Source organism: Kosakonia sp. H02, assembly GCA_030704225.1.
Lineage (GTDB): Bacteria > Pseudomonadota > Gammaproteobacteria > Enterobacterales > Enterobacteriaceae > Kosakonia.
In genome coordinates this window covers 2,920,853-2,942,639 of the sequence record CP131915.1, presented here as the reverse complement: position 1 = coordinate 2,942,639, position 21,787 = coordinate 2,920,853, and the positions used below count along the sequence as shown (strand labels likewise).

17 protein-coding genes, 2 tRNA genes and 1 pseudogene are annotated in these 21,787 nt (G+C 52.3%); 3 read left to right on the top strand and 17 right to left on the bottom strand.

Going from position 1 to position 21,787, the window contains the following annotated elements; all coding sequences use genetic code 11:
* Positions 1–45: 45 nt before the first annotated feature.
* From nlpI to Q5705_13780, 9 genes and pseudogenes are all read right to left on the bottom strand, one after another.
* On the bottom strand, positions 46–930 hold the full coding sequence (gene nlpI, locus Q5705_13820) for a lipoprotein NlpI (protein WLI75665.1): 885 nt from the start codon (positions 928–930) through the stop codon (positions 46–48).
* A pseudogene (gene pnp / locus Q5705_13815) lies at positions 927–3,174 on the bottom strand (polyribonucleotide nucleotidyltransferase). The gene nlpI and the pseudogene pnp overlap by 4 nt, the downstream one beginning before the upstream one ends.
* A gap of 254 nt (positions 3,175–3,428) precedes the next feature.
* Positions 3,429–3,698 (bottom strand): 30S ribosomal protein S15, encoded by a 270-nt coding sequence (gene rpsO, locus Q5705_13810; protein ID WLI75664.1) that lies wholly within the window; start codon positions 3,696–3,698, stop codon positions 3,429–3,431.
* Positions 3,699–3,843: 145 nt separating this feature from the next.
* Positions 3,844–4,791, bottom strand: a complete 948-nt coding sequence (truB, locus tag Q5705_13805) for a tRNA pseudouridine(55) synthase TruB (protein ID WLI75663.1) — start codon at positions 4,789–4,791, stop codon at positions 3,844–3,846.
* A complete protein-coding gene (gene rbfA / locus Q5705_13800; GenBank protein ID WLI75662.1) occupies positions 4,791–5,192 on the bottom strand; it encodes a 30S ribosome-binding factor RbfA in 402 nt (133 codons plus the stop codon). Before rbfA ends, truB begins: the two co-directional genes overlap by 1 nt.
* Before the next feature lie 96 nt (positions 5,193–5,288).
* Positions 5,289–8,006, bottom strand: coding sequence for a translation initiation factor IF-2 (infB, locus tag Q5705_13795; GenBank protein WLI75661.1), 2,718 nt, complete (start codon positions 8,004–8,006; stop codon positions 5,289–5,291).
* Positions 8,007–8,030: 24 nt separating this feature from the next.
* Positions 8,031–9,518: a transcription termination factor NusA gene (nusA, locus tag Q5705_13790; protein ID WLI75660.1), complete on the bottom strand. Its 1,488-nt coding sequence runs from the start codon at positions 9,516–9,518 to the stop codon at positions 8,031–8,033.
* Positions 9,519–9,546: 28 nt separating this feature from the next.
* Positions 9,547–9,999 (bottom strand): ribosome maturation factor RimP, encoded by a 453-nt coding sequence (gene rimP, locus Q5705_13785; GenBank protein ID WLI75659.1) that lies wholly within the window; start codon positions 9,997–9,999, stop codon positions 9,547–9,549.
* A 291-nt stretch (positions 10,000–10,290) separates the two neighbouring features.
* Positions 10,291–10,367, bottom strand: a tRNA-Met gene (locus Q5705_13780).
* Positions 10,368–10,742: 375 nt separating this feature from the next.
* Between Q5705_13780 and argG the strand changes: the two genes are divergently transcribed.
* On the top strand, positions 10,743–12,089 hold the full coding sequence (gene argG, locus Q5705_13775; protein WLI75658.1) for an argininosuccinate synthase: 1,347 nt from the start codon (positions 10,743–10,745) through the stop codon (positions 12,087–12,089).
* Positions 12,090–12,196: 107 nt separating this feature from the next.
* On the opposite strand, the gene Q5705_13770 is transcribed toward argG, so the two are convergent.
* The 6 genes from Q5705_13770 to rlmE all read right to left on the bottom strand — a co-directional run bounded on the left by Q5705_13770 (position 12,197) and on the right by rlmE (position 17,791).
* Positions 12,197–12,283: transfer RNA gene (locus tag Q5705_13770), tRNA-Leu, on the bottom strand.
* A gap of 9 nt (positions 12,284–12,292) precedes the next feature.
* Entirely contained in the window at positions 12,293–12,625 is a 333-nt protein-coding gene (gene secG / locus Q5705_13765; GenBank protein WLI75657.1) for a preprotein translocase subunit SecG, read from the bottom strand.
* A gap of 227 nt (positions 12,626–12,852) precedes the next feature.
* On the bottom strand, positions 12,853–14,190 hold the full coding sequence (gene glmM / locus Q5705_13760) for a phosphoglucosamine mutase (GenBank protein WLI75656.1): 1,338 nt from the start codon (positions 14,188–14,190) through the stop codon (positions 12,853–12,855).
* Complete coding sequence (gene folP, locus Q5705_13755) at positions 14,183–15,031, bottom strand: dihydropteroate synthase (protein ID WLI75655.1); 849 nt, start codon at positions 15,029–15,031, stop codon at positions 14,183–14,185. Before folP ends, glmM begins: the two co-directional genes overlap by 8 nt.
* A gap of 99 nt (positions 15,032–15,130) precedes the next feature.
* Positions 15,131–17,062: an ATP-dependent zinc metalloprotease FtsH gene (gene ftsH, locus Q5705_13750; GenBank protein WLI75654.1), complete on the bottom strand. Its 1,932-nt coding sequence runs from the start codon at positions 17,060–17,062 to the stop codon at positions 15,131–15,133.
* Between the two features lie 102 nt (positions 17,063–17,164).
* On the bottom strand, positions 17,165–17,791 hold the full coding sequence (gene rlmE / locus Q5705_13745) for a 23S rRNA (uridine(2552)-2'-O)-methyltransferase RlmE (GenBank protein WLI75653.1): 627 nt from the start codon (positions 17,789–17,791) through the stop codon (positions 17,165–17,167).
* A 119-nt stretch (positions 17,792–17,910) separates the two neighbouring features.
* Here rlmE and yhbY point away from each other — a divergent pair, with 119 nt between their 5' ends.
* Entirely contained in the window at positions 17,911–18,204 is a 294-nt protein-coding gene (gene yhbY / locus Q5705_13740) for a ribosome assembly RNA-binding protein YhbY (protein ID WLI75652.1), read from the top strand.
* Between the two features lie 152 nt (positions 18,205–18,356).
* On the opposite strand, the gene greA is transcribed toward yhbY, so the two are convergent.
* On the bottom strand, positions 18,357–18,833 hold the full coding sequence (greA, locus tag Q5705_13735) for a transcription elongation factor GreA (protein ID WLI75651.1): 477 nt from the start codon (positions 18,831–18,833) through the stop codon (positions 18,357–18,359).
* A 248-nt stretch (positions 18,834–19,081) separates the two neighbouring features.
* On the opposite strand from greA, the gene dacB reads away from it, so the two are divergent.
* The gene (gene dacB / locus Q5705_13730) at positions 19,082–20,515 is read left to right on the top strand and encodes a serine-type D-Ala-D-Ala carboxypeptidase (protein WLI75650.1); all 1,434 of its coding nucleotides are present in this window, start codon (positions 19,082–19,084) and stop codon (positions 20,513–20,515) included.
* A gap of 80 nt (positions 20,516–20,595) precedes the next feature.
* Here the strand turns inward: dacB and cgtA are convergent, their stop codons facing one another.
* The gene (gene cgtA, locus Q5705_13725; GenBank protein WLI75649.1) at positions 20,596–21,774 is read right to left on the bottom strand and encodes an Obg family GTPase CgtA; all 1,179 of its coding nucleotides are present in this window, start codon (positions 21,772–21,774) and stop codon (positions 20,596–20,598) included.
* Positions 21,775–21,787 lie beyond the last annotated feature (13 nt).

Below are 21,787 nucleotides of genomic sequence, written 5' to 3'. Positions count from 1 at the left end.
TGATGGCAATCAAAAGAGATTACGGGCTGATGTTTATGTCGTCAGCTATTGCTGGTCCGATTCTGCCAGGTCATCTTGCTCCTGGCCCAAGAGCGATAATTCCAACAATGCATAACGGTGCTCAACGAAGTTGTGTACGTTGTTAGCAACCGCTAATTTGAACAGTGCCGTAGCGCTGTCCTTATCCCCCAGACTTAGGTAGTACTTACCTAAATAGAAGTTGGTTTCACTGAGATGCTCAGCGAGCGAGGTGTTATCCGTTGCGTCCGCCTTCAGGCGATCCATCAGCGTTGGTTCGCTAATGTCACCGAGGTAGAACTCGACAATATTCCATCCCCATTGTTCCTTGTCCGATTTTTCGAAGCGCTGTTTCAGTGCTTCTTTCGCCTTGTTCTCATCGAGCTTCCGCTCAACGATGTAAAGCCACAGGCTACGGAAAGGATCATTAGGATCGTCTTGATAAAACGCCAGCAGATCATCTTGCGCTAACTTATCACGACCGCCGTAATGCAATGCGATACCGCGATTTAAGTGCGCGTAGTTATAAGTTGGATCAAGCTCAAGTACAGAATCAAACGCTTCATAGGCAGCATCAAAATTGCCTGCCTGCGTTAAATAAATGCCTAAGTAATTGAATACTTCCGGCATATCGGGTCGGATTGCCAGCGCTTGTGAAAAATCATTCCGCGCTAATGCCCTCAAACCGAGACTATCATACAATACTCCGCGCTCATATAAAAGCTGTGCGCGCTCGTCATCGGATAAAGCCCGACTGGCAAGAATTTGTTCCATGCGTGCCAGAATCACTTCTTGCTGTAAAGTCGGTTGCAATGGCACCGCGAGGACTTCGCTCTTACGCCAGGCAGAGTTGCTGCATCCTGCCAGCGTTAAAGCTGTCGCAACGAAACACCAGCGCAAAAAAGGCTTCATTTCCCACTCCCGAAGACAACAATTGGATGAACGTCCTGTCCCCCGGCTGCAAACATGGCGTCCTGCCTGCGAATAAGCCCCCCGCGTGCGCGGAGGGCAAAGGCAACCTTACTCGCCCTGCTCTGCTTGCGGCGCTTCTGACGCTTCAGCAGGCTGAGTTTGTTCAGTCGCTTCTTTAATGCTTAGACGAATACGGCCCTGGCGGTCAACTTCCAGAACTTTTACCGGCACTTCCTGACCCATTTGCAGATAATCGGTCACTTTCTCAACACGCTTATCAGCGATCTGGGAAATGTGCACCAGGCCTTCTTTACCGCCACCGATGGCAACAAACGCACCAAAGTCGACGATACGGGTCACTTTACCGTTGTAGATGCGGCCCACTTCGATCTCAGCAGTGATCTCTTCGATACGGCGAATCGCGAATTTCGCTTTATCGCCGTCGGTTGCCGCGATTTTCACGGTACCGTCATCTTCGATTTCAATAGTGGTGCCGGTTTCTTCGGTCAGCGCACGAATAACGGAGCCGCCTTTACCGATAACGTCTTTGATCTTGTCCGGGTTGATCTTGATGGTGTGGATACGCGGTGCGAATTCAGAGATATCGCCGCGCGGCGCGTTAATCGCTTGCTCCATAACACCCAGAATATGCAGACGAGCGCCTTTCGCCTGGTTCAGCGCAACCTGCATGATCTCTTTGGTGATACCTTCAATTTTGATATCCATTTGCAGCGCAGAGATACCCTCGCGGGAACCCGCTACTTTGAAGTCCATATCGCCCAGGTGGTCTTCATCGCCCAGGATGTCAGAAAGAACAACGAAGTTGTCGCCTTCTTTCACCAGGCCCATCGCGATACCTGCAACAGCAGCTTTCACCGGTACGCCTGCATCCATCAGCGCCAGAGATGCGCCACAAACGGAAGCCATGGAAGAAGAACCATTTGATTCGGTGATTTCAGATACTACACGCACGGTGTACGGGAATTTATCTGCGTCCGGCATCACTGCCAGCACACCACGCTTAGCCAGACGACCATGACCGATTTCACGACGTTTCGGCGAACCTACCATCCCGGTTTCACCTACGGAGTACGGAGGGAAGTTGTAATGGAACAGGAAGCTGTCAGTGCGTTCACCCATCAGTTCGTCGATGTTCTGTGCATCACGCGCCGTACCCAGCGTCGCCGTGACCAGCGCCTGAGTTTCGCCACGGGTGAACAGTGCGGAACCGTGAGTACGCGGCAGTACACCGGTACGAACGTCCAGACCACGGATCATGTCTTTTTCACGACCATCGATGCGCGGTTCGCCAGCCAGTACGCGGCTACGAACGACGTTTTTCTCGATAGCGTGCAGGATTTCACCCAGTTCGTTAGCGTCCAGGGTTTCATCTTCAGCAACCAGCGTGGCGATGGTTTCGGATTTAATCACGTCAACCTGAGCGTAACGCTCCTGTTTGTCGGTGATGCGATAAGCATCGCTCAGACGTGATTCTGCCAGCGCAGCAACGCGCGCGTTCAGCGCTTCGTTCACTGCTTCCGGCTGCCAGTCCCAACGCGGTTTACCCGCTTCTTTCACCAGATCGTTAATGTTCTGGATAACAACTTGTTGTTGTTCGTGGCCATAGACCACTGCGCCCAGCATTTGATCTTCGCTCAGCAGCGCAGCTTCGGATTCCACCATCAGCACGGCGGCTTCAGTACCCGCAACAACCAGGTCCAGCTTACTTTCTTTCAGCTCTTCCTGCGTTGGGTTCAGCACGTACTGGTCATTGATGTAACCCACGCGAGCCGCACCAATCGGGCCATTGAACGGGATACCAGACAGAGACAGTGCAGCAGATGCACCGATCATCGCGACGATATCCGGGTTAACCTGCGGGTTAACAGAAACAACGGTCGCGATAACCTGAACTTCGTTAACGAAACCTTCCGGAAACAGCGGGCGAACCGGGCGGTCAATCAGACGCGCAATCAGCGTTTCGCCTTCGCTTGGACGGCCTTCACGACGGAAGAAACCACCCGGGATTTTACCAGCAGCGTAAGTACGCTCCTGATAGTTAACAGTCAGCGGGAAAAAGTCTTGTCCCGGTTTTGCTTTTTTCTGCCCAACAACGGTCACGAATACCGCGGTGTCATCCATGCTGACCATAACGGCAGCAGTGGCCTGACGTGCCATCATGCCGGTTTCCAGCGTGACGGTATGTTGACCATATTGGAATTTACGAACGATCGGATTCAGCAAAATTCTATCCTTTCTTAATGAACATCAGCACACCCAGGGCGTGCTGACAATTAAACCGGACCTTCTTGCATCCTCGCGACTAATGACAATCTTAACCCGCCCTCTGCGGATAAAGCCTCTCATTAGCCGCGCGAACCTCTGCAATGAAGATCATACCTGGCAACAATACATTAGTTTACTGCCGTTTACTGCCAATTGCTGCCGCCTGGTTGAAAAAAGGGGCCTTTAAGGCCCCTTCTTGAAACTCGCCAGACTTAGCGACGCAGACCCAGACGCTCGATCAGCGCGGTGTAGCGTGCAACGTCTTTACGTTTCAGGTAGTCGAGCAGTTTACGACGCTGAGAAACCATGCGCAGCAGACCACGACGGCTGTGGTGATCTTTTTTGTGCTCTGCAAAGTGACCCTGCAGGTGGTTAATCTGAGCAGTCAACAGTGCAACCTGCACTTCAGTAGAACCGCTGTCGTTAGAACCACGACCAAACTCGGAAACGATTTTTGCTTTAGCTTCAACGCTTAGAGACATTTTGAACTCCAGTGATATAAAAATGACAGGGTGCCGATCTCTAATTCAGCTCCCCCAGGTTTAACGCCGGACATGTTAAATACATAGCCCAGAGTTAAGCGGCAATATTCTACTCGTAGTCAGGACTTCCCGCAAGGTAAGCCCGTTACACTACTGGGTACTCCACGACCAGACGACGCGGCGCAACGCGGCCACCGCCATCCATTTCGCCCATGCCGATAAATTTTGCTTCATCGCCTTCCGTGACGCGTACCAGCCCCTCACCAGGCGCACCCGATGCGCGCACCGGCTGACCATTTTTGAAGTACGCCGCCGCCACAGAAGGAATATTCACCACCGGAAAATCCGATGCCGGGCTGTCCATAGGCATCAGTAACGGATCCAGTAACTGCGCCGCAGGGATCTCCTGCTGTTCAGCCTGTTCAACCAGCTCACGCAGTTGTTCAAGCGTAACCATGCGCTCAACAGGATATTTACTTACCGCCAGACGACGCAGATAAATCACATGCGCGCCGCAACCTAGCTTCTCGCCCAGATCGTCAATAATCGTGCGAATGTAAGTGCCTTTTGAGCAGTGAATTTCCAGCTCCAGTTCGTTGCCTTCGTGGCGAATAAACAGCAGTTCGTAAACGGTGATGGGCCGGGCTTCACGCGGAACGTCAATGCCCTGGCGTGCATATTCGTAGAGCTTCTTTCCCTGATATTTCAGAGCCGAATACATCGACGGCACTTGTTGCGTATCACCGCGAAAACTTTCCAGCGCAGCAGCCAGTTGCTCCGCGCTGAAGGTAACCGGACGCTCTTCAACAATTTGCCCGTCTGCATCCGAGGTATCGGTGCGCTGCCCAAGGCGGGCAATCACCCGATAGCGTTTATCGGAATCAAGCAGATACTGGGAAAACTTCGTCGCCTCGCCGAGGCAAATCGGCAGCATGCCGGTAGCCAGCGGATCCAACGCACCGGTGTGTCCGGCGCGGTTGGCGTTATAAAGGCGTTTTACTTTTTGCAGGACATCATTGCTGGACGCGCCCTGCTGTTTATCCAGCAGCAGCACGCCATGCACGTCGCGGCCGCGACGACGAGGACGACTCATCAGTCCTCCTTGCTGTCATCCGGGTTCACACGACGCTCATCATCGTGCTTCACCACGCTGGTCACCAGGTTGGACATGCGCATCCCTTCTACCAGCGAGTTGTCGTAGAAGAAAGTCAGTTCCGGCACGATACGCAAACGCATCGCTTTACCCAGCAACGAGCGGATAAAGCCGGATGCATCATGCAGCGCTTTGATGCCCGCTTTTATCGACTCTTCATCTTTGTCATTCAAAAAAGTCACAAACACTTTGGCATAAGCCAGATCGCGGGAAACTTCGACCCCGGAAACGGTGGTCATCATCCCCAGACGCGGATCTTTAATTTCACGTTGCAGGATAATCGCAATCTCTTTTTGCAGTTCCTGAGCGACGCGCTGCGGGCGACCAAATTCTTTCGCCATAATAATTCTCCAGACTAAAAAGGGGCCGTAGCCCCTTTAGATATTTTTGCCGGGTGGCGCTTCGCTTACCCGGCCTACATTGCGTAATCGCGTGGATTATTCGATGGTGCGCTGGATTTCGATAATTTCGAACACTTCGATCATATCGCCAGTACGCACGTCGTTGTAGTTCTTCACGCCGATACCACATTCCATGCCGTTACGGACTTCGTTAACGTCATCTTTGAAGCGGCGCAGGGATTCCAGCTCGCCTTCATAGATAACCACGTTGTCGCGCAGAACGCGGATTGGGTTGTGACGTTTGACAACGCCTTCGGTAACCATACAGCCTGCGATCGCACCGAATTTCGGCGATTTGAACACATCGCGAACTTCGGCCAGACCGATGATCTGCTGTTTCAGTTCCGGAGAGAGCATACCGCTCATTGCCGCTTTCACTTCGTCGATCAGGTTATAGATGACGGAGTAGTAACGCAGATCCAGACCTTCCGCTTCGATCACGCGACGCGCAGAGGCATCGGCACGAACGTTGAAGCCAACCAGAATCGCGTTGGACGCAGCGGCGAGAGTCGCGTCGGTTTCGGTGATACCACCTACGCCGGAGCCCACGATCTTCACTTTCACTTCGTCGGTAGACAGTTTCAGCAACGAGTCGGAGATCGCTTCCACAGAACCCTGAACGTCGGCCTTCAGTACGATGTTCACTTCGTGAACTTCGCCTTCGGTCATGTTGGCAAACATGTTTTCCAGTTTGGATTTCTGCTGACGCGCCAGTTTGACTTCGCGGAATTTGCCCTGGCGGTGCAGCGCCACTTCACGCGCTTTCTTCTCGTCACGTACCACGGTCGCTTCATCACCCGCCGCCGGAACACCGGACAGACCGAGGATTTCCACCGGAATGGACGGACCTGCTTCAGACACTTCGCGACCCAGCTCGTCACGCATCGCACGCACGCGGCCATATTCGAAGCCACACAGCACGATATCGCCTTTGTGCAGCGTACCTTCACGAACCAGCACGGAGGCAACCGGACCACGACCTTTATCCAGGAAGGATTCGATAACCACACCGCTCGCCATACCGTTACGCACAGCGTTCAGTTCCAGTACTTCAGCCTGCAACAAGATGGCATCCAGCAGTTCGTCAATACCGGTACCCGCTTTCGCAGAGACGTGAACGAACTGGCTTTCGCCGCCCCACTCTTCCGGAATAATGCCGTACTGAGAGAGTTCGTTCTTAACGCGATCCGGATCGGCTTCCGGCTTATCAATTTTGTTTACAGCAACCACAACCGGCACCTGCGCCGCTTTCGCGTGCTGGATAGCTTCGATGGTCTGCGGCATCACGCCGTCGTCTGCCGCCACAACCAGAACAACGATATCCGTTGCCTGAGCACCACGGGCACGCATTGCGGTAAACGCGGCGTGGCCTGGGGTATCCAGGAAGGTGATCATGCCGTTGTCGGTTTCAACGTGGTAAGCACCAATGTGCTGAGTAATGCCGCCCGCTTCGCCGGATGCCACTTTCGTTGAACGAATGTAGTCCAGCAGCGAGGTTTTACCGTGGTCAACGTGCCCCATGATGGTCACGACTGGCGCGCGCGGTTCTGCCGCAGCACCGGTATCACGGTCGCTCATTACCGCTTCTTCCAGTTCGTTTTCACGACGCAGGATGACTTTGTGGCCCATCTCTTCCGCAACCAGCTGTGCGGTTTCCTGGTCAATGACCTGGTTGATGGTTGCCATTGCGCCCAGTTTCATCATCGCTTTGATGACCTGAGAGCCTTTGACTGCCATTTTGTTAGCCAGCTCGCCAACAGTCAGGGTTTCACCGATCACAACGTCACGGTTAACGGCCTGAGCCGGTTTCTGGAAGCCCTGCTGCAAAGCAGAACCTTTACGCTGACGGCCGCCTTTACCACCGCGAACCGCTGCACGCGCTTCTTCACGGTCAGCTTTGCTTTCAGCGTGTTTGTTACCTTTCTTCGGACGCGGCGCTTTCGCAGTGCGAGTACGACCACGACCACCTTCAACTTCACGGTCGTTATCATCTTCCGCCTGACGCGCATGCTGCGAAGTGGTTACGTGATAATCGCCGGTAGTCTCTTCTTCCTCGCTGGCAGCTGCTGCTGCCCAGGTCTCTGCATTTTGTTCTGCCATACGACGAGCTTCTTCCGCTACGCGACGCGCGTTTTCTTCCAGTTTACGGCGAGCCTCTTCTTCCGCTTTGCGCTTGAGTTCTTGCGCTTCGGATTCACGACGGGCTTTTTCCGTCTGGGCTGCCCTGGTCATTTCGTCAGATTGTTGGTTGCTCACTTTGCTATTTTCCGCAGCCTCGCGTTTTGCATTCTCAGCATTTTCGCGTTTAGCCTTTTCTTCAGCTTCACGTTTCAGGCGCATTTCCGCCTCACGTTTGGCTTTTTCCCCGGCTTCGCGCTCAGCGGCTTCCTCTGCTTCACGACGGGCCTTCTCTTCCGCTTCACGCATCGCTTCTTCTTCCGCTGCAAGACGTTCAGCCTCTTGAGGATCGCGTTTTACAAAGGTGCGCTTTTTACGGACTTCGATCTGCACCGATTTACTTTTACCACCGGTGCCCTGAATGTTTAATGTGCTGCGCGTCTTGCGCTGTAACGTCAGCTTATCAGGCGAGGAACCGTGTTCACGGTTCAGGTGCGCTAATAGCGTCTGCTTTTCTTGTGCCGTCACTGAATCTTCAGCGGACTTGCGGATCCCTGCATCAGCAAATTGCTGTACCAGGCGGTCCACAGAGGTTTGAATCTCAGCGGCCAGCGTTTTTACGGTTACATCTGTCATGCTGTTCCTTCCTGCTACAGTTTATTACGCTTCGTCACCAAACCAGCAAATATTACGTGCGGCCATGATGAGCTCACCTGCTTTTTCGGCGGTTAACCCTTCAATATCGCTCAGGTCATCCACACCTTGCTCAGCGAGGTCTTCCAGCGTACAAACACCACGAGCAGCCAGTTTGAAAGCCAATGCACGATCCAGACCTTCCAGGTTAAGCAGGTCTTCAGCCGGTTCTTTATTACCAAGACTTTCTTCCTGCGCCAGCGCCAGAGTGGTCAGTGCGTTTTTCGCACGATCACGCAGGGCTTCGACGGTGTCTTCATCCAGACCATCGATTTCCAGCAGCTCTTTGATTGGCACATAGGCCAGTTCTTCCAGCGTTGAGAAACCTTCTTCAACCAGGACAGTGGCAAACTCTTCGTCAATATCCAGGTAACGAGTGAAGGTATCAATCGCTGCATGAGCCTCAGCCTGATGCTTGGACTGGAGATCTTCAACGGTCATTACGTTGAGTTCCCAGCCGCTCAGTTGAGACGCGAGGCGCACGTTCTGACCGTTACGGCCAATAGCCTGCGCCAGGTTGCCCGCTTCGACCGCGATATCCATCGTGTGTTTATCTTCATCAACCACGATAGAGGCAACGTCAGCCGGTGCCATGGCGTTGATAACGAACTGAGCCGGGTTATCATCCCACAGTACGATATCAATGCGCTCACCACCGAGCTCAGTAGAAACTGCCTGAACGCGGGCACCGCGCATACCAACGCATGCACCAACCGGGTCGATACGTTTGTCGTTGGTTTTCACCGCGATTTTGGCGCGAGAACCCGGATCGCGGGCTGCGGCTTTAATCTCGATAACTTCTTCGCCAATTTCCGGTACTTCAATGCGGAACAGTTCGACCAGCATTTCCGGCTTAGAACGCGTCACGAACAGTTGCGCGCCGCGTGCTTCAGGACGTACGGCATACAGCACACCGCGGATGCGGTCGCCCGGACGGAAGTTCTCGCGCGGCAGCATATCTTCACGCAGGATCACGGCTTCAGCGTTGTTGCCAAGGTCGAGCGTAATGTTATCGCGGTTCACTTTTTTGACCACGCCGGTGATGATTTCACCTTCATGTTCGCGGAACTGATCAACAACCATTGCGCGTTCAGCTTCGCGTACTTTCTGTACGATAACTTGCTTAGCGGTTTGTGTGGTGATGCGGTCAAACGTCACGGATTCGATCTGATCTTCAACGTAATCGTCAAGATTCAGGCTTTCATCTTCATAACGTGCCGCTTCGAGAGTGATTTCGCGCGTCGGTTGAGTAACTTCTTCGACAATAAGCCAACGACGGAAAGTGTCAAAATCACCGCTTTTACGATCGATGCTTACACGCACATCAATCTCTTGTTCGTATTTTTTCTTGGTTGCTGTAGCCAGAGCACTTTCCAGCGCTTCAAAGATTTTTTCACGCGGAAGCGACTTTTCGTTAGAAACAGCTTCAACAACAGCCAAAATTTCTTTGTTCATTGGGGGCCTTTCACCTCAATCCAGACTGTTAAAAGTGGGGGACCAGGTTCGCTTTTTGAATATTACTCAATGCGAACACTTCATCTTTACCTTCGACCGTAACGGTGATCATCTCGCCATCGACATCTTTAATGATGCCCTGCCATTTACGACGGTTCTGAACCGCCATACGCAGCACCAGCGAGACTTCGTCGCCCTTAAAGCGCGCATAATGCTCAGCCGTAAACAAAGGACGCTCGAGACCTGGTGAGGAAACTTCCAGGTTGTAAGCAACAGTAATCGGATCTTCAACATCCAGTACCGCGCTTACCTGGTGGCTGACATCAGCGCAATCATCAACATTGATGCCATCTTCACTATCAATATAGATGCGCAGCGTAGATGTGCGACCACGCACAAATTCGATACCGACCAGTTCGTAGCCCAGTGCTTCAACCGGTGCCGTAATCATCTCTGTTAATTTTTGCTCTAATGTGGACAAGTCCACCCCCAAGACATAAAAAAAGGGCGTATAGCCCAGTTATTTCGTACTCAGATAACAAAAAACCCCGATAAATCGGGGCTTTAAATAACTGAACCCTATAGCCGCAAATGCGACCTGGAGAACCTTCCGTGAGTATTTTTTTCAAATCCAGCTACGAAGGCGTTAAGTCTTCACAGTATATTTGAAAAAGAACACTAAGGGAAAGCCTTCCGTGAGTATTTTTTTCAAATCCAGCTACGAAGGCGTTAAGTCTTCACAGTATATTTGAAAAAGAACACTAAGGGAAAGTGGTTGCGGGGGCCGGATTTGAACCGACGACCTTCGGGTTATGAGCCCGACGAGCTACCAGGCTGCTCCACCCCGCGCCTGAAACGTGGCAAATTCTACTCGATTGAGCGTGAATTTGCAAATAATGCTGGGATTTGGTACCGAAGACGGGACGTAAAACCGGCCTGTAGTATATTGATAAACTTAACTATCTGTCAACCGCCCAAATTTACCATGCCGTGCGCCGCGGCTTGTGCATATTCTTAAGCGCGTTTTTAAGTTGGCGAACCTGAGCGCCCTTCACTATCGCGATGAAAATTGCACTCTTCTCTTCCGGTCTTTGTCAAAAGATGATTAAATGAAAACTCATTTATTTTGCATAATCATTCACTCGTTAATTCGAACGAATGCACAAATTTCATGGCGTGGCTATTAAGTCTCTCACCATCGGTCTATCAAGCAGGGATTTTTTTATGACAACGATTCTCAAGCATCTTCCCACAGGTCAACGTATTGGTATCGCTTTCTCCGGCGGTCTGGACACCAGCGCAGCGCTGTTGTGGATGCGCCAGAAAGGCGCGGTTCCGTATGCATATACTGCAAACCTGGGCCAGCCTGATGAGGATGACTATGAGGCAATCCCTCGTCGCGCGAAAGAATACGGTGCGGAAAATGCGCGCCTGATCGACTGCCGCAAACAGTTGGTCTCTGAAGGCATTGCCGCCATTCAGTGTGGCGCTTTCCACAATACTACCGGCGGTTTGACCTACTTTAATACCACCCCGCTGGGCCGCGCGGTGACAGGCACCATGCTGGTTGCAGCGATGAAAGAAGATGGCGTGAATATCTGGGGTGACGGCAGCACCTATAAAGGTAACGATATTGAGCGTTTCTACCGTTACGGTCTGCTGACTAATGCTGAACTGAAAATCTACAAACCCTGGCTTGATACCGACTTTATTGATGAGCTGGGTGGCCGTCAGGAAATGTCTGAATTTATGACCGCATCTGGTTTCGATTATAAGATGTCGGCAGAAAAAGCGTACTCAACCGATTCCAATATGTTGGGGGCAACGCACGAAGCGAAAGATCTCGAATTCCTCAATTCAAGTGTGAAAATCGTTAATCCGATCATGGGTGTTAAGTTCTGGGATGAGAGCGTTAAAATCCAGGCGGAAGAAGTAACCGTACGGTTTGAACGTGGTCACCCGGTCGCGCTGAATGGAAAAACCTTTGCCGATGACGTGGAGTTGATGCTGGAAGCCAACCGCATCGGCGGCCGTCATGGCCTGGGGATGAGCGATCAGATTGAAAACCGTATTATCGAAGCAAAAAGCCGTGGCATTTACGAAGCTCCGGGGATGGCGCTATTGCACATCGCTTACGAGCGTTTGTTAACCGGTATTCATAACGAAGATACCATCGAGCAATACCATGCTCATGGTCGTCAGTTGGGGCGTCTGCTGTATCAGGGCCGCTGGTTTGATCCGCAAGCACTGATGCTGCGCGATTCTCTGCAACGCTGGGTAGCAAGTGCAATCACCGGTGAAGTCACGCTGGAGCTGCGCCGTGGTAATGACTATTCGATTCTGAACACGGTTTCTGACAATCTGACTTACCAGGCAGAGCGCCTGACCATGGAAAAAGGTGATTCCGTGTTTTCGCCAGATGACCGTATTGGTCAGTTGACCATGCGTAATCTGGATATTACCGATACGCGCGAGAAACTGATCAATTATGTGCAAACGGGTTTGCTGACTACGACTTCGGGTAACGGCCTGCCGCAGGTTGAAAACCTGGAGCACAGCGACAAGAAGTAATCGCTGCGACAGAAATACAAAAAGCGCCTTGGGGCGCTTTTTTAATGGCGACTGAAAATGTACAGACGAAAAAAAAGACATCTTGCGATGTCTTTCTTTCGGAATGTTGGTACCGAGGACGGGACTTGAACCCGTAAGCCCAATCGGGCACTACCACCTCAAGGTAGCGTGTCTACCAATTCCACCACCTCGGCACGACTTACTTAGTGCGGGATATCGCTGGTCGGCTGCGCCGGCGCTACAGGCTGAGTTTGCTCAGTCTTTGCCGGTGCGCTCAGATTTTCCCACTCGCTTCCTTTATTGGTTTTGTTGCTGTTAATGTTGCCCAGCACAAGGCTAATAATAAAGAACAGAGTTGCCAGCACAGCAGTTGCACGAGTCATGAAGTTACCAGAACCACTTGAACCGAACAGCGTACCGGACGCGCCAGCGCCAAAGGAGGCTCCCATGTCAGCGCCTTTACCTTGTTGCAGCATAATCAGGGCTACGAGAGCCAGTGCCACAATAAGGAAAACTACTAAAAGAGCTTCGTACATAATCAACCTGTTCCTTGCGGGGTTGCCGCAGCCAATGCTTCAAACCAATAAAAGTGGGAGGTTTCTTGCTTTCCCACTGAAGCGGGTGTGAATACTAACCAAAGCGAATGACCTTCGCAAGGGCAATTTCAGTGCATTTTATCAAGTGCGGAAAAAAACAGCAAAACTGCGAACCTTCGCTAATTAAGAGGCAGCAATAGCTGCCTTTTTAGTCACTTATCACGCAATTATACGGCTTTCACCGCATCAGCAATGCGATGCGCCAGCGCAGTCACTTGTGCCTCGTCTTCGCCTTCAACCATCACGCGAATTAACGGCTCAGTACCGGACTTACGCAACAGTACGCGCCCGCGATTGCCCAGCGTGGCTTCGACGTCCGCCATTACGGCTTTTACCGTCTCATCTTCGAGCGGATCGCCCTTCCCTGCTGTAAAGCGCACATTAACCAGCACCTGCGGGAACATTTTCATACCGCTGCACAGATCGTGCAAAGACATATGGTTACGCACCATCGCCGCGACAACCTGTAAACCAGCAACAATGCCATCGCCGGTGGTGGTTTTATCCAGCAGAATCACATGACCGGAATTTTCCGCACCGATGCGCCAGCCTTTTTCCTGCATTTTTTCCAGTACGTAGCGGTCACCCACTTTCGCCCGGGCAAAAGGAATACCCAGTTGCTTCAGCGCCAGCTCCAGGCCCATATTGCTCATTAGCGTTCCTACCGCACCGCCGCGCAATTGCCCCTGGCGCAAACCTTCACGCGCAATGATATACATGATCTGATCGCCATCAACTTTGTTACCTTCATGGTCAACCATGATGACGCGGTCACCATCGCCGTCAAAGGCAATACCCAGGTCCGCTTTCTCCGCTTGCACACGTTGTTGCAGCGCGTTGACATCTGTCGCACCGCATTTTTCGTTGATGTTTACGCCATCTGGCTCGCAGCCCATCGCAATCACTTTTGCACCCAGCTCGCGGAAAACGTTCGGTGCAATATGGTAGGTCGCGCCATTGGCACAATCGACAACGACTCTCAGGCCATTAAGGCTGAGTTCATTAGGGAAAGTAGCTTTGCAAAATTCAATGTAACGGCCTGCGGCGTCGACAATGCGGCTGGCTTTGCCAAGCTCGGCGGAATCCACGCAGGTCAGCTCTTTTTCCATCTCCGCTTCAATTGCTTCTTCAACCGCGTCCGGCAGTTTGGTGCCATCGATAGAGAAGAATTTGATGCCGTTGTCATAGAAAGGGTTATGCGACGCGGAAATGACAATGCCAGCTTCCGCGCGGAATGTGCGGGTCAGGTAGGCCACCGCTGGCGTAGGCATTGGTCCGGTAAATGAGGCAGAAAGCCCGGCGGCTGCCAGCCCCGCTTCGAGAGCCGATTCCAGCATATAACCAGAAATACGGGTATCTTTGCCAATGATAATTTTACGTGAGCCGTGGCGCGCGAGAACTTTCCCTGCGGCCCAGCCCAGTTTCAGTACGAAATCAGGGGTGATTGGTGCGTCGCCAACGCGGCCACGAATGCCATCAGTGCCAAAATATTTACGATTACTCATAGCGTTTATTTTCCTTCGCTGACAGTGTGGCTTCCACCACCCGCATAGCTTCAACCGTTTCTTTTACATCGTGAACACGAATAATCTGCGCGCCCTGCATCCCGGCAATAACCGCACACGCCAGGCTGCCGCTTAAACGCTCGGAAGGACCGACGTTTAACAACTGGCCGACCATCGACTTACGGGACATTCCGACTAACAGCGGTAAGCCGAAATGGTGAAATTCTGATAACCGGGCAAGCAGCGCATAATTGTGGGAGAGATTCTTACCGAAACCGAATCCCGGGTCGAGCAACAATTTCTCTTTTGCGATACCGGCACGTTCGCAACGCGCAATATTCTCGACAAAGAATTGGTTCACGTCGGCAAAAACATCGTCATATTTCGGCGCTTCCTGCATGGTTTTCGGCTGCCCTTGCATGTGCATCAGACAGACCGGCAGCCCCGTTTGTGCTGCGGCTTCCAGCGCGCCGGGTTCTGTCAGAGAGCGAATGTCATTGATGATATGTGCACCTGCATGTGCGGCAGCGCGAATCACTTCTGGCTTAGAGGTGTCTACGGAAATCCAGACCTCGAAACGCTGCGCAATCGCTTCTACCACCGGAATAACCCGTTCAAGCTCCTCTTCCACGCTGACTTCAGCCGCGCCGGGACGGGTGGATTCTCCCCCGATATCCACAATTGTCGCGCCCGCGTTAATCATTAGATTTGCGTGTTTGACCGCCTCAATCAGTGTGTTATGCGCGCCGCCATCGGAAAAAGAGTCCGGCGTAACGTTGAGGATCCCCATGACGTGAGGATGAGACAGCTCAAGCGTGGAGCCCTGGGCATGAAGTTTCATGACTAAAGTCCCTGAAAGTATTGCGATTATACGATAAAGAAAAACCCCGGAGCACGCCCCGGGGTTTTCGTTAAAAACAGTTCATCAACAGCCGAGAACTTACTTGTCGCCCAACTGTTCTGACATGGTGTTGCCCGGGTTCGGCGTACGCGGTTCATCAACCGGACGCGGCGCGCGCGGGGTACCGTTGTTGTCAGAGTTGTTCGTACCCGGATCTTCCCAGCCAGCCGGCGGACGAACATCACGACGGGACATCAGGTCATCAATCTGCGGTGCATCGATGGTCTCATATTTCATCAGAGCATCTTTCATGGCATGCAGAATGTCCATGTTGTCGTTCAGGATCTGACGTGCGCGATTGTAGTTACGTTCAATCAGCGCTTTCACTTCCTGGTCGATGATACGAGCCGTCTCATCGGACATATGTTTCGCTTTCGCTACCGAGCGACCGAGGAACACTTCTCCCTCTTCTTCGGCATACAGAAGCGGACCGAGTTTGTCAGAGAAACCCCACTGCGTGACCATGTTGCGCGCCAGGTTTGTCGCAACTTTGATGTCGTTCGACGCACCGGTGGAGACATGTTCCACACCGTAGATAATCTCTTCTGCCAGGCGACCGCCGTACAGAGTTGAAATCTGGCTTTCCAGTTTCTGACGGCTGGCGCTGATTGCATCACCTTCCGGCAGGAAGAACGTCACACCCAGCGCACGGCCGCGCGGAATAATCGTGACTTTATGCACCGGATCGTGTTCAGGAACCAGACGTCCAATAATTGCATGGCCTGCTTCGTGGTACGCGGTAGACTCTTTCTGCGCTTCCGTCATCACCATGGAGCGACGTTCCGCACCCATCATGATTTTGTCTTTCGCTTTTTCGAACTCAACCATCGAAACAACACGTTTGTTACCACGAGCGGCAAACAGCGCAGCTTCGTTGACCAGGTTCGCCAGATCGGCACCGGAGAAGCCCGGGGTACCACGCGCAATAATTGCGGCGTCGATATCCGGTGACAGCGGTACACGGCGCATATGGACTTTCAGGATCTGCTCACGACCACGGACATCCGGCAGACCAACAACGACCTGGCGGTCAAAGCGGCCCGGACGCAGCAGCGCAGGGTCCAGAACATCCGGACGGTTGGTTGCAGCGATAACGATAATACCTTCGTTACCTTCGAAACCGTCCATTTCAACCAGCATCTGGTTCAGCGTCTGTTCACGTTCATCGTGACCGCCACCCAGACCAGCGCCACGCTGGCGACCTACGGCGTCGATTTCATCAATGAAGATAATGCACGGCGCGGCTTTCTTGGCCTGTTCGAACATGTCACGGACACGAGATGCACCAACACCGACAAACATTTCAACAAAGTCAGAACCGGAAATCGTGAAGAACGGCACTTTCGCTTCACCGGCGATAGCTTTCGCCAGCAGCGTTTTACCGGTACCCGGAGGGCCGACCATCAGGACGCCTTTCGGGATTTTACCGCCCAGTTTCTGGAAACGGCTCGGCTCACGCAGATATTCAACCAGCTCGGCAACTTCTTCTTTTGCTTCGTCGCAGCCCGCAACATCAGCAAAAGTGGTTTTGATCTGGTCTTCCGTAAGCATACGCGCCTTGCTCTTGCCGAACGACATGGCACCTTTGCCACCGCCGCCCTGCATCTGGCGCATGAAGAAAATCCATACCCCTATCAGCAACAGCATCGGGAACCAGGAAATGAAGATGTTAGCCAGCAGGCTCGGCTCTTCAGGCGGTTCACCCACAACCTTGACGTTTTTGGTCAGCAGGTTGTCGAGCAGTTTAGGATCGTTGACCGGGATGTAAGTCGTGTAACGGTTACTATCTTTCTTGGTAACGTTGATCTCACGTCCGTTGATACGCGCTTCGCGAACCTGGTCCTGATTGACCTCTTGCAGGAAGGTAGAATAATCCACCTTGCGGCCATTAGACTCGCTGGGCCCAAAGCTCTGGAATACTGACATCAGCACGACGGCAATGACCAGCCAGAGTATTAGGTTTTTCGCCATGTCACTCAAGGGATTAACCTCATATTACAACTGTGTTAAAAACAGCGTCAGGATACAACATATCCCGTTTCATTCAAACCAAAGGCCGAAATCCACGGGGTATCATTTTCGCCCGGTCGCTACAATATACACTTCGCGCGAACGAGCACGCGAAGAGTCCGGTTTACGCACTTTAACCTTCGTAAACAGGGAGCGAATTTCCGTGAGATACTCATCGAAACCTTCGCCCTGGAACACCTTCACTAAAAAATTACCGCCTGGAGCCAACACATCGCGGCACATTTCCAGCGCCAGTTCCACAAGATACATGGAACGGGGAATATCGACAGCTGGGGTTCCGCTCATGTTGGGTGCCATATCTGACATGACAACCTGAACTTTACTGTCACCTACGCGATCCAGTAAGGCTTTCAGTACTAATTCATCACGAAAATCGCCCTGAAGGAAGTCCACCCCAACGATTGGATCCATCGGTAAAAGATCGCACGCGATAATACGACCATTACCACCGATTTGTGTGACCGCGTATTGCGACCATCCACCAGGTGCAGCACCCAGGTCAACAACCGTCATACCCGGCTTAAAAAGCTTGTCACTTTGCTGTATTTCATCAAGTTTAAACCAGGCTCGCGAACGCAACCCTTTTTTCTGCGCCTGTTGAACATATTTATCGCTAAAGTGTTCCTGAAGCCAACGGCTTGAGCTGGCAGAACGCTTTTTACCTGTCATTTAACTTTCCACCTTGGTTCATCGTCGACATCGATAAATTTTCGACGTGCAATTTGGCGATACAGAGGAGATGGCGGTAGAATGACCCGTTTTCAATCCCAACGTAAGCAAAATATACGATGAATCTGAGTACTAAACAAAAACAGCACCTGAAAGGTCTGGCACATCCGCTCAAGCCGGTAGTTATGCTTGGCAATAATGGTTTGACCGAAGGGGTACTGGCCGAGATTGAACAAGCGCTAGAGCACCATGAACTTATCAAGGTGAAGATTGCCTCTGAAGACAGAGAAACTAAATCCTTGATCGTGGAAGCTATCGTTCGCGAAACCGGTGCCAGTAACGTACAGGTCATCGGTAAAACGCTGGTGCTTTATCGCCCAACCGCAGAGCGTAAAATTTCGCTGCCACGCTAAGGATATCCTGAGTTGAACACAAAATCTGTGTAAAACGCGGGGTTTCCACCAGCAGACGTGCAAAATGCCACGCTCCCGGAGTTCATAAAAGGCCGCAATGCGGCCTTTTTCTTTTCTTTACAATCCGTCAACAATTCGAGCTAACGGCGCAATCAAAGATATTCCACTTTGATAATTTCGTATTCGACTTCGCCGCCGGGAGTGCGAATGACAACAACGTCATCCTGCTCTTTACCCACCAGGCCACGCGCGATTGGCGAATTTACCGAGATAAGATTTTGCTTAAAATCGGCTTCGTCATCACCAACGATACGGTAGGTTTGCTCTTCGTCATTATCCAGGTTCAACACAGTGACTGTGGAACCAAAAATGACGCGGCCGTTTTTCGGCATTTTTGAAATATCGATAACCTGCGCATTGGACAGCTTAGCTTCGATATCTTTGATGCGACCTTCACAGAAACCCTGCTGCTCACGCGCCGCATGATATTCAGCGTTTTCTTTAAGATCGCCATGCTCGCGGGCTTCCGCAATAGCGGCGATGATTTCAGGGCGACGAACGGTTTTCAAAAACTCCAGTTCTTCGCGCAACTTTTCGGCACCACGTAAGGTCATCGGAATAGCTTGCATTTGTTATACCTCTTAAACATTCCTGTAAGGAGCAATTCCCCGCCCCGTCTGCTCTACCTCCCTGCATTCAGGCGTAAACAGCCGGGCAGGAGCAAAAGAAAACTGACCCGGGGACAAAGCCCCAGGCCAGCAGCATTTTTTCAATTTGATATGCATTTTACCCGGAAGTTCACTGTGGGTCATCGTTTACTTTCCGGGTCGATGCGCCGTAGTATGACGGCTTGTTTCCAGCTTGTTAGCGCGAGATTATGCGATTTCCCAGCTTTATCATCGGATTGACCACAAGTATAGCCCTGAATGTTCAGGCCGCGAATGTCGAAGAGTACATCAACCAGCTTCCCGACGGAGCCAACTTAGCCCTGATGGTGCAGAAGGTGGGAGCCCAGGCACCCGAGGTGGATTATCACGGTAAACAGATGGCGCTGCCTGCAAGTACGCAAAAAGTGATCACCGCGCTGGCGGCACTGTTGCAGCTCGGGCCGGACTTTCGCTTTACAACCACGCTGGAAAGCAAAGGTTCTGTTGACGGCGGTACCCTCAAAGGCGATTTAATTGCCCGCTTTGGCGGCGATCCGACATTAAAACGTCAGGATATTCGCAATATGGTTGCCGCGCTGAAAAAGTCAGGCGTGCAAAAAATCGACGGTAATGTGCTGATTGATACGTCCATTTTCGCCAGCCATGACAAAGCGCCAGGCTGGCCGTGGAACGATATGACACAGTGCTTTAGCGCGCCGCCAGCTGCCGCCATTGTCGATCGCAACTGTTTCTCTGTTTCCCTCTACAGCGCACCAAAAGCAGGCGATTTAGCCTATATTCGCGTGGCGTCTTACTACCCGGTCAATATGTTCAGCCAGGTGCGCACGCTGGCACGTGGCTCCTCCGAAGCGCAATATTGCGAGCTGGATGTTGTCCCGGGCGATCTCAACCGTTTTACGCTGACAGGGTGCTTGCCGCAGCGTGCGGATCCTCTGCCGCTGGCCTTCGCGGTTCAGGACGGGGCCAGTTATGCCGGTGCAATCCTCAAAGATGAGCTAAAAGACGCGGGTATCGCTTATACCGGCACACTGCTGCGTCAGACGTTAGAAAATCAGCCGGGTACGATTATCGCTACTAAGCAATCTGCCCCGTTGCACGATCTGCTGAAACAAATGCTGAAAAAATCGGACAACATGATTGCGGATACCGTGTTTCGCATGATTGGTCATGCGCGCTTTGGCGTACCGGGGACCTGGCGGGCAGGATCCGATGCTGTGCGCCAGATCCTGCGCCAACAGGCGGGTGTTGACCTCGGCAACACCATCATCGCTGATGGCTCCGGTCTTTCACGCCATAATCTGCTGGCGCCCGCAACGATGATGCAGGTGCTGCAATACATCGCCCTGCATGATACTGAACTCAATTTTATCTCGATGCTGCCCCTGGCGGGCTATGATGGTTCGTTGCAGTATCGCGCAGGTTTACATGAGGCAGGCGTGGACGGCAAAGTGTCGGCGAAAACCGGCTCGTTGCAGGGGGTTTATAACCTGGCCGGGTTTATCACCACTGCCAGCGGTCAACGGATGGCTTTTGTGCAATATCTTTCAGGTTACGCCGTGGAACCGGCGGATCAGCGTAATCGCCGCATTCCGCTGGTGCGTTTTGAGAGCCGGTTGTACAAAGATATTTATCAAAACAACTAATAAAAAATGCCGGGGAGCAAGTTGGCTGGCCCGGCATTTTTTGACTTGAATTTCCCCGGCAGAGCGGGGAAACGCAGGAATTAACGTTTATAGATGAATTCAACGCCTTCTTCGTCGTCTTCGTCCCAGTCGTCATCCCACTCTTCGTCGTCCTCAGCATCCTCTTCGGTGCCTTCGAGTTGCTGGCGATGATAATCATCCCACATAAACTCGACTTTCTCTGGCTGCTGCTCTTCCTGCGCCTGTGTAACAGGGTTTTCGATGATAAAGGTCATCACATCCCAACACAGGTCTTTAACGCCCTGCTGGCTGGCTGCGGAGATCAAGTAGAACTTATCTTCCCAGCCCAGCGCGTCGGCAATCGCTTTCGCTTTGGCTTCTGCTTCGGCTTTGTCCATCAAGTCAATCTTGTTGAACACTAACCAACGCGGCTTAGCCGCCAGCTTCTCGCTATATTTCTCCAGCTCGCCGACAATAATGCGGGCGTTTTCAGCCGGATCGGAACCGTCAATCGGATCGAGATCAATCAGGTGCAACAGCACGCGACAGCGCTCAAGGTGCTTCAGGAAACGGATGCCAAGACCCGCGCCATCGGCTGCACCTTCAATCAGCCCCGGAATATCAGCAACCACAAAGCTCTTTTCGTTATCCATACGAACAACGCCGAGACTGGGTACCAGGGTGGTGAACGGATAATCCGCCACTTTCGGTTTCGCCGCCGAGACCGCGCGAATAAAGGTCGATTTACCTGCGTTCGGCATACCCAGCATCCCGACATCAGCCAGTAGCATCAGTTCCAGTTGCAGATCGCGCTTATCGCCGGGCGTACCCATCGTTTTCTGGCGCGGCGTACGGTTAACCGAGGATTTGAAACGGGTGTTGCCAAGACCGTGCCAGCCGCCTTTTGCTACCATCAGGCGCTGACCATGTTTGGTCATATCGCCCATAGTTTCACCGGTGCCCTGATCGATAACGCGCGTTCCGACCGGAACTTTTACCGTAATATCTTTTCCGCGTTTCCCAGTGCAATCACGGCTCTGGCCATTCTGACCCCGTTCAGCACGGAAAGATTTTTCGAAACGGTAGTCGATCAGGGTGTTCAGATTTTCGTCCGCTTCCAGCCAGACATCACCGCCGTCGCCGCCATCGCCGCCGTCAGGGCCGCCTTTTGGAATGTATTTCTCGCGACGGAAGCTTACACAGCCGTTACCGCCATCACCCGCCACGACCAGAATCGTAGCTTCATCAACAAACTTCATTTTACTCTCCGTA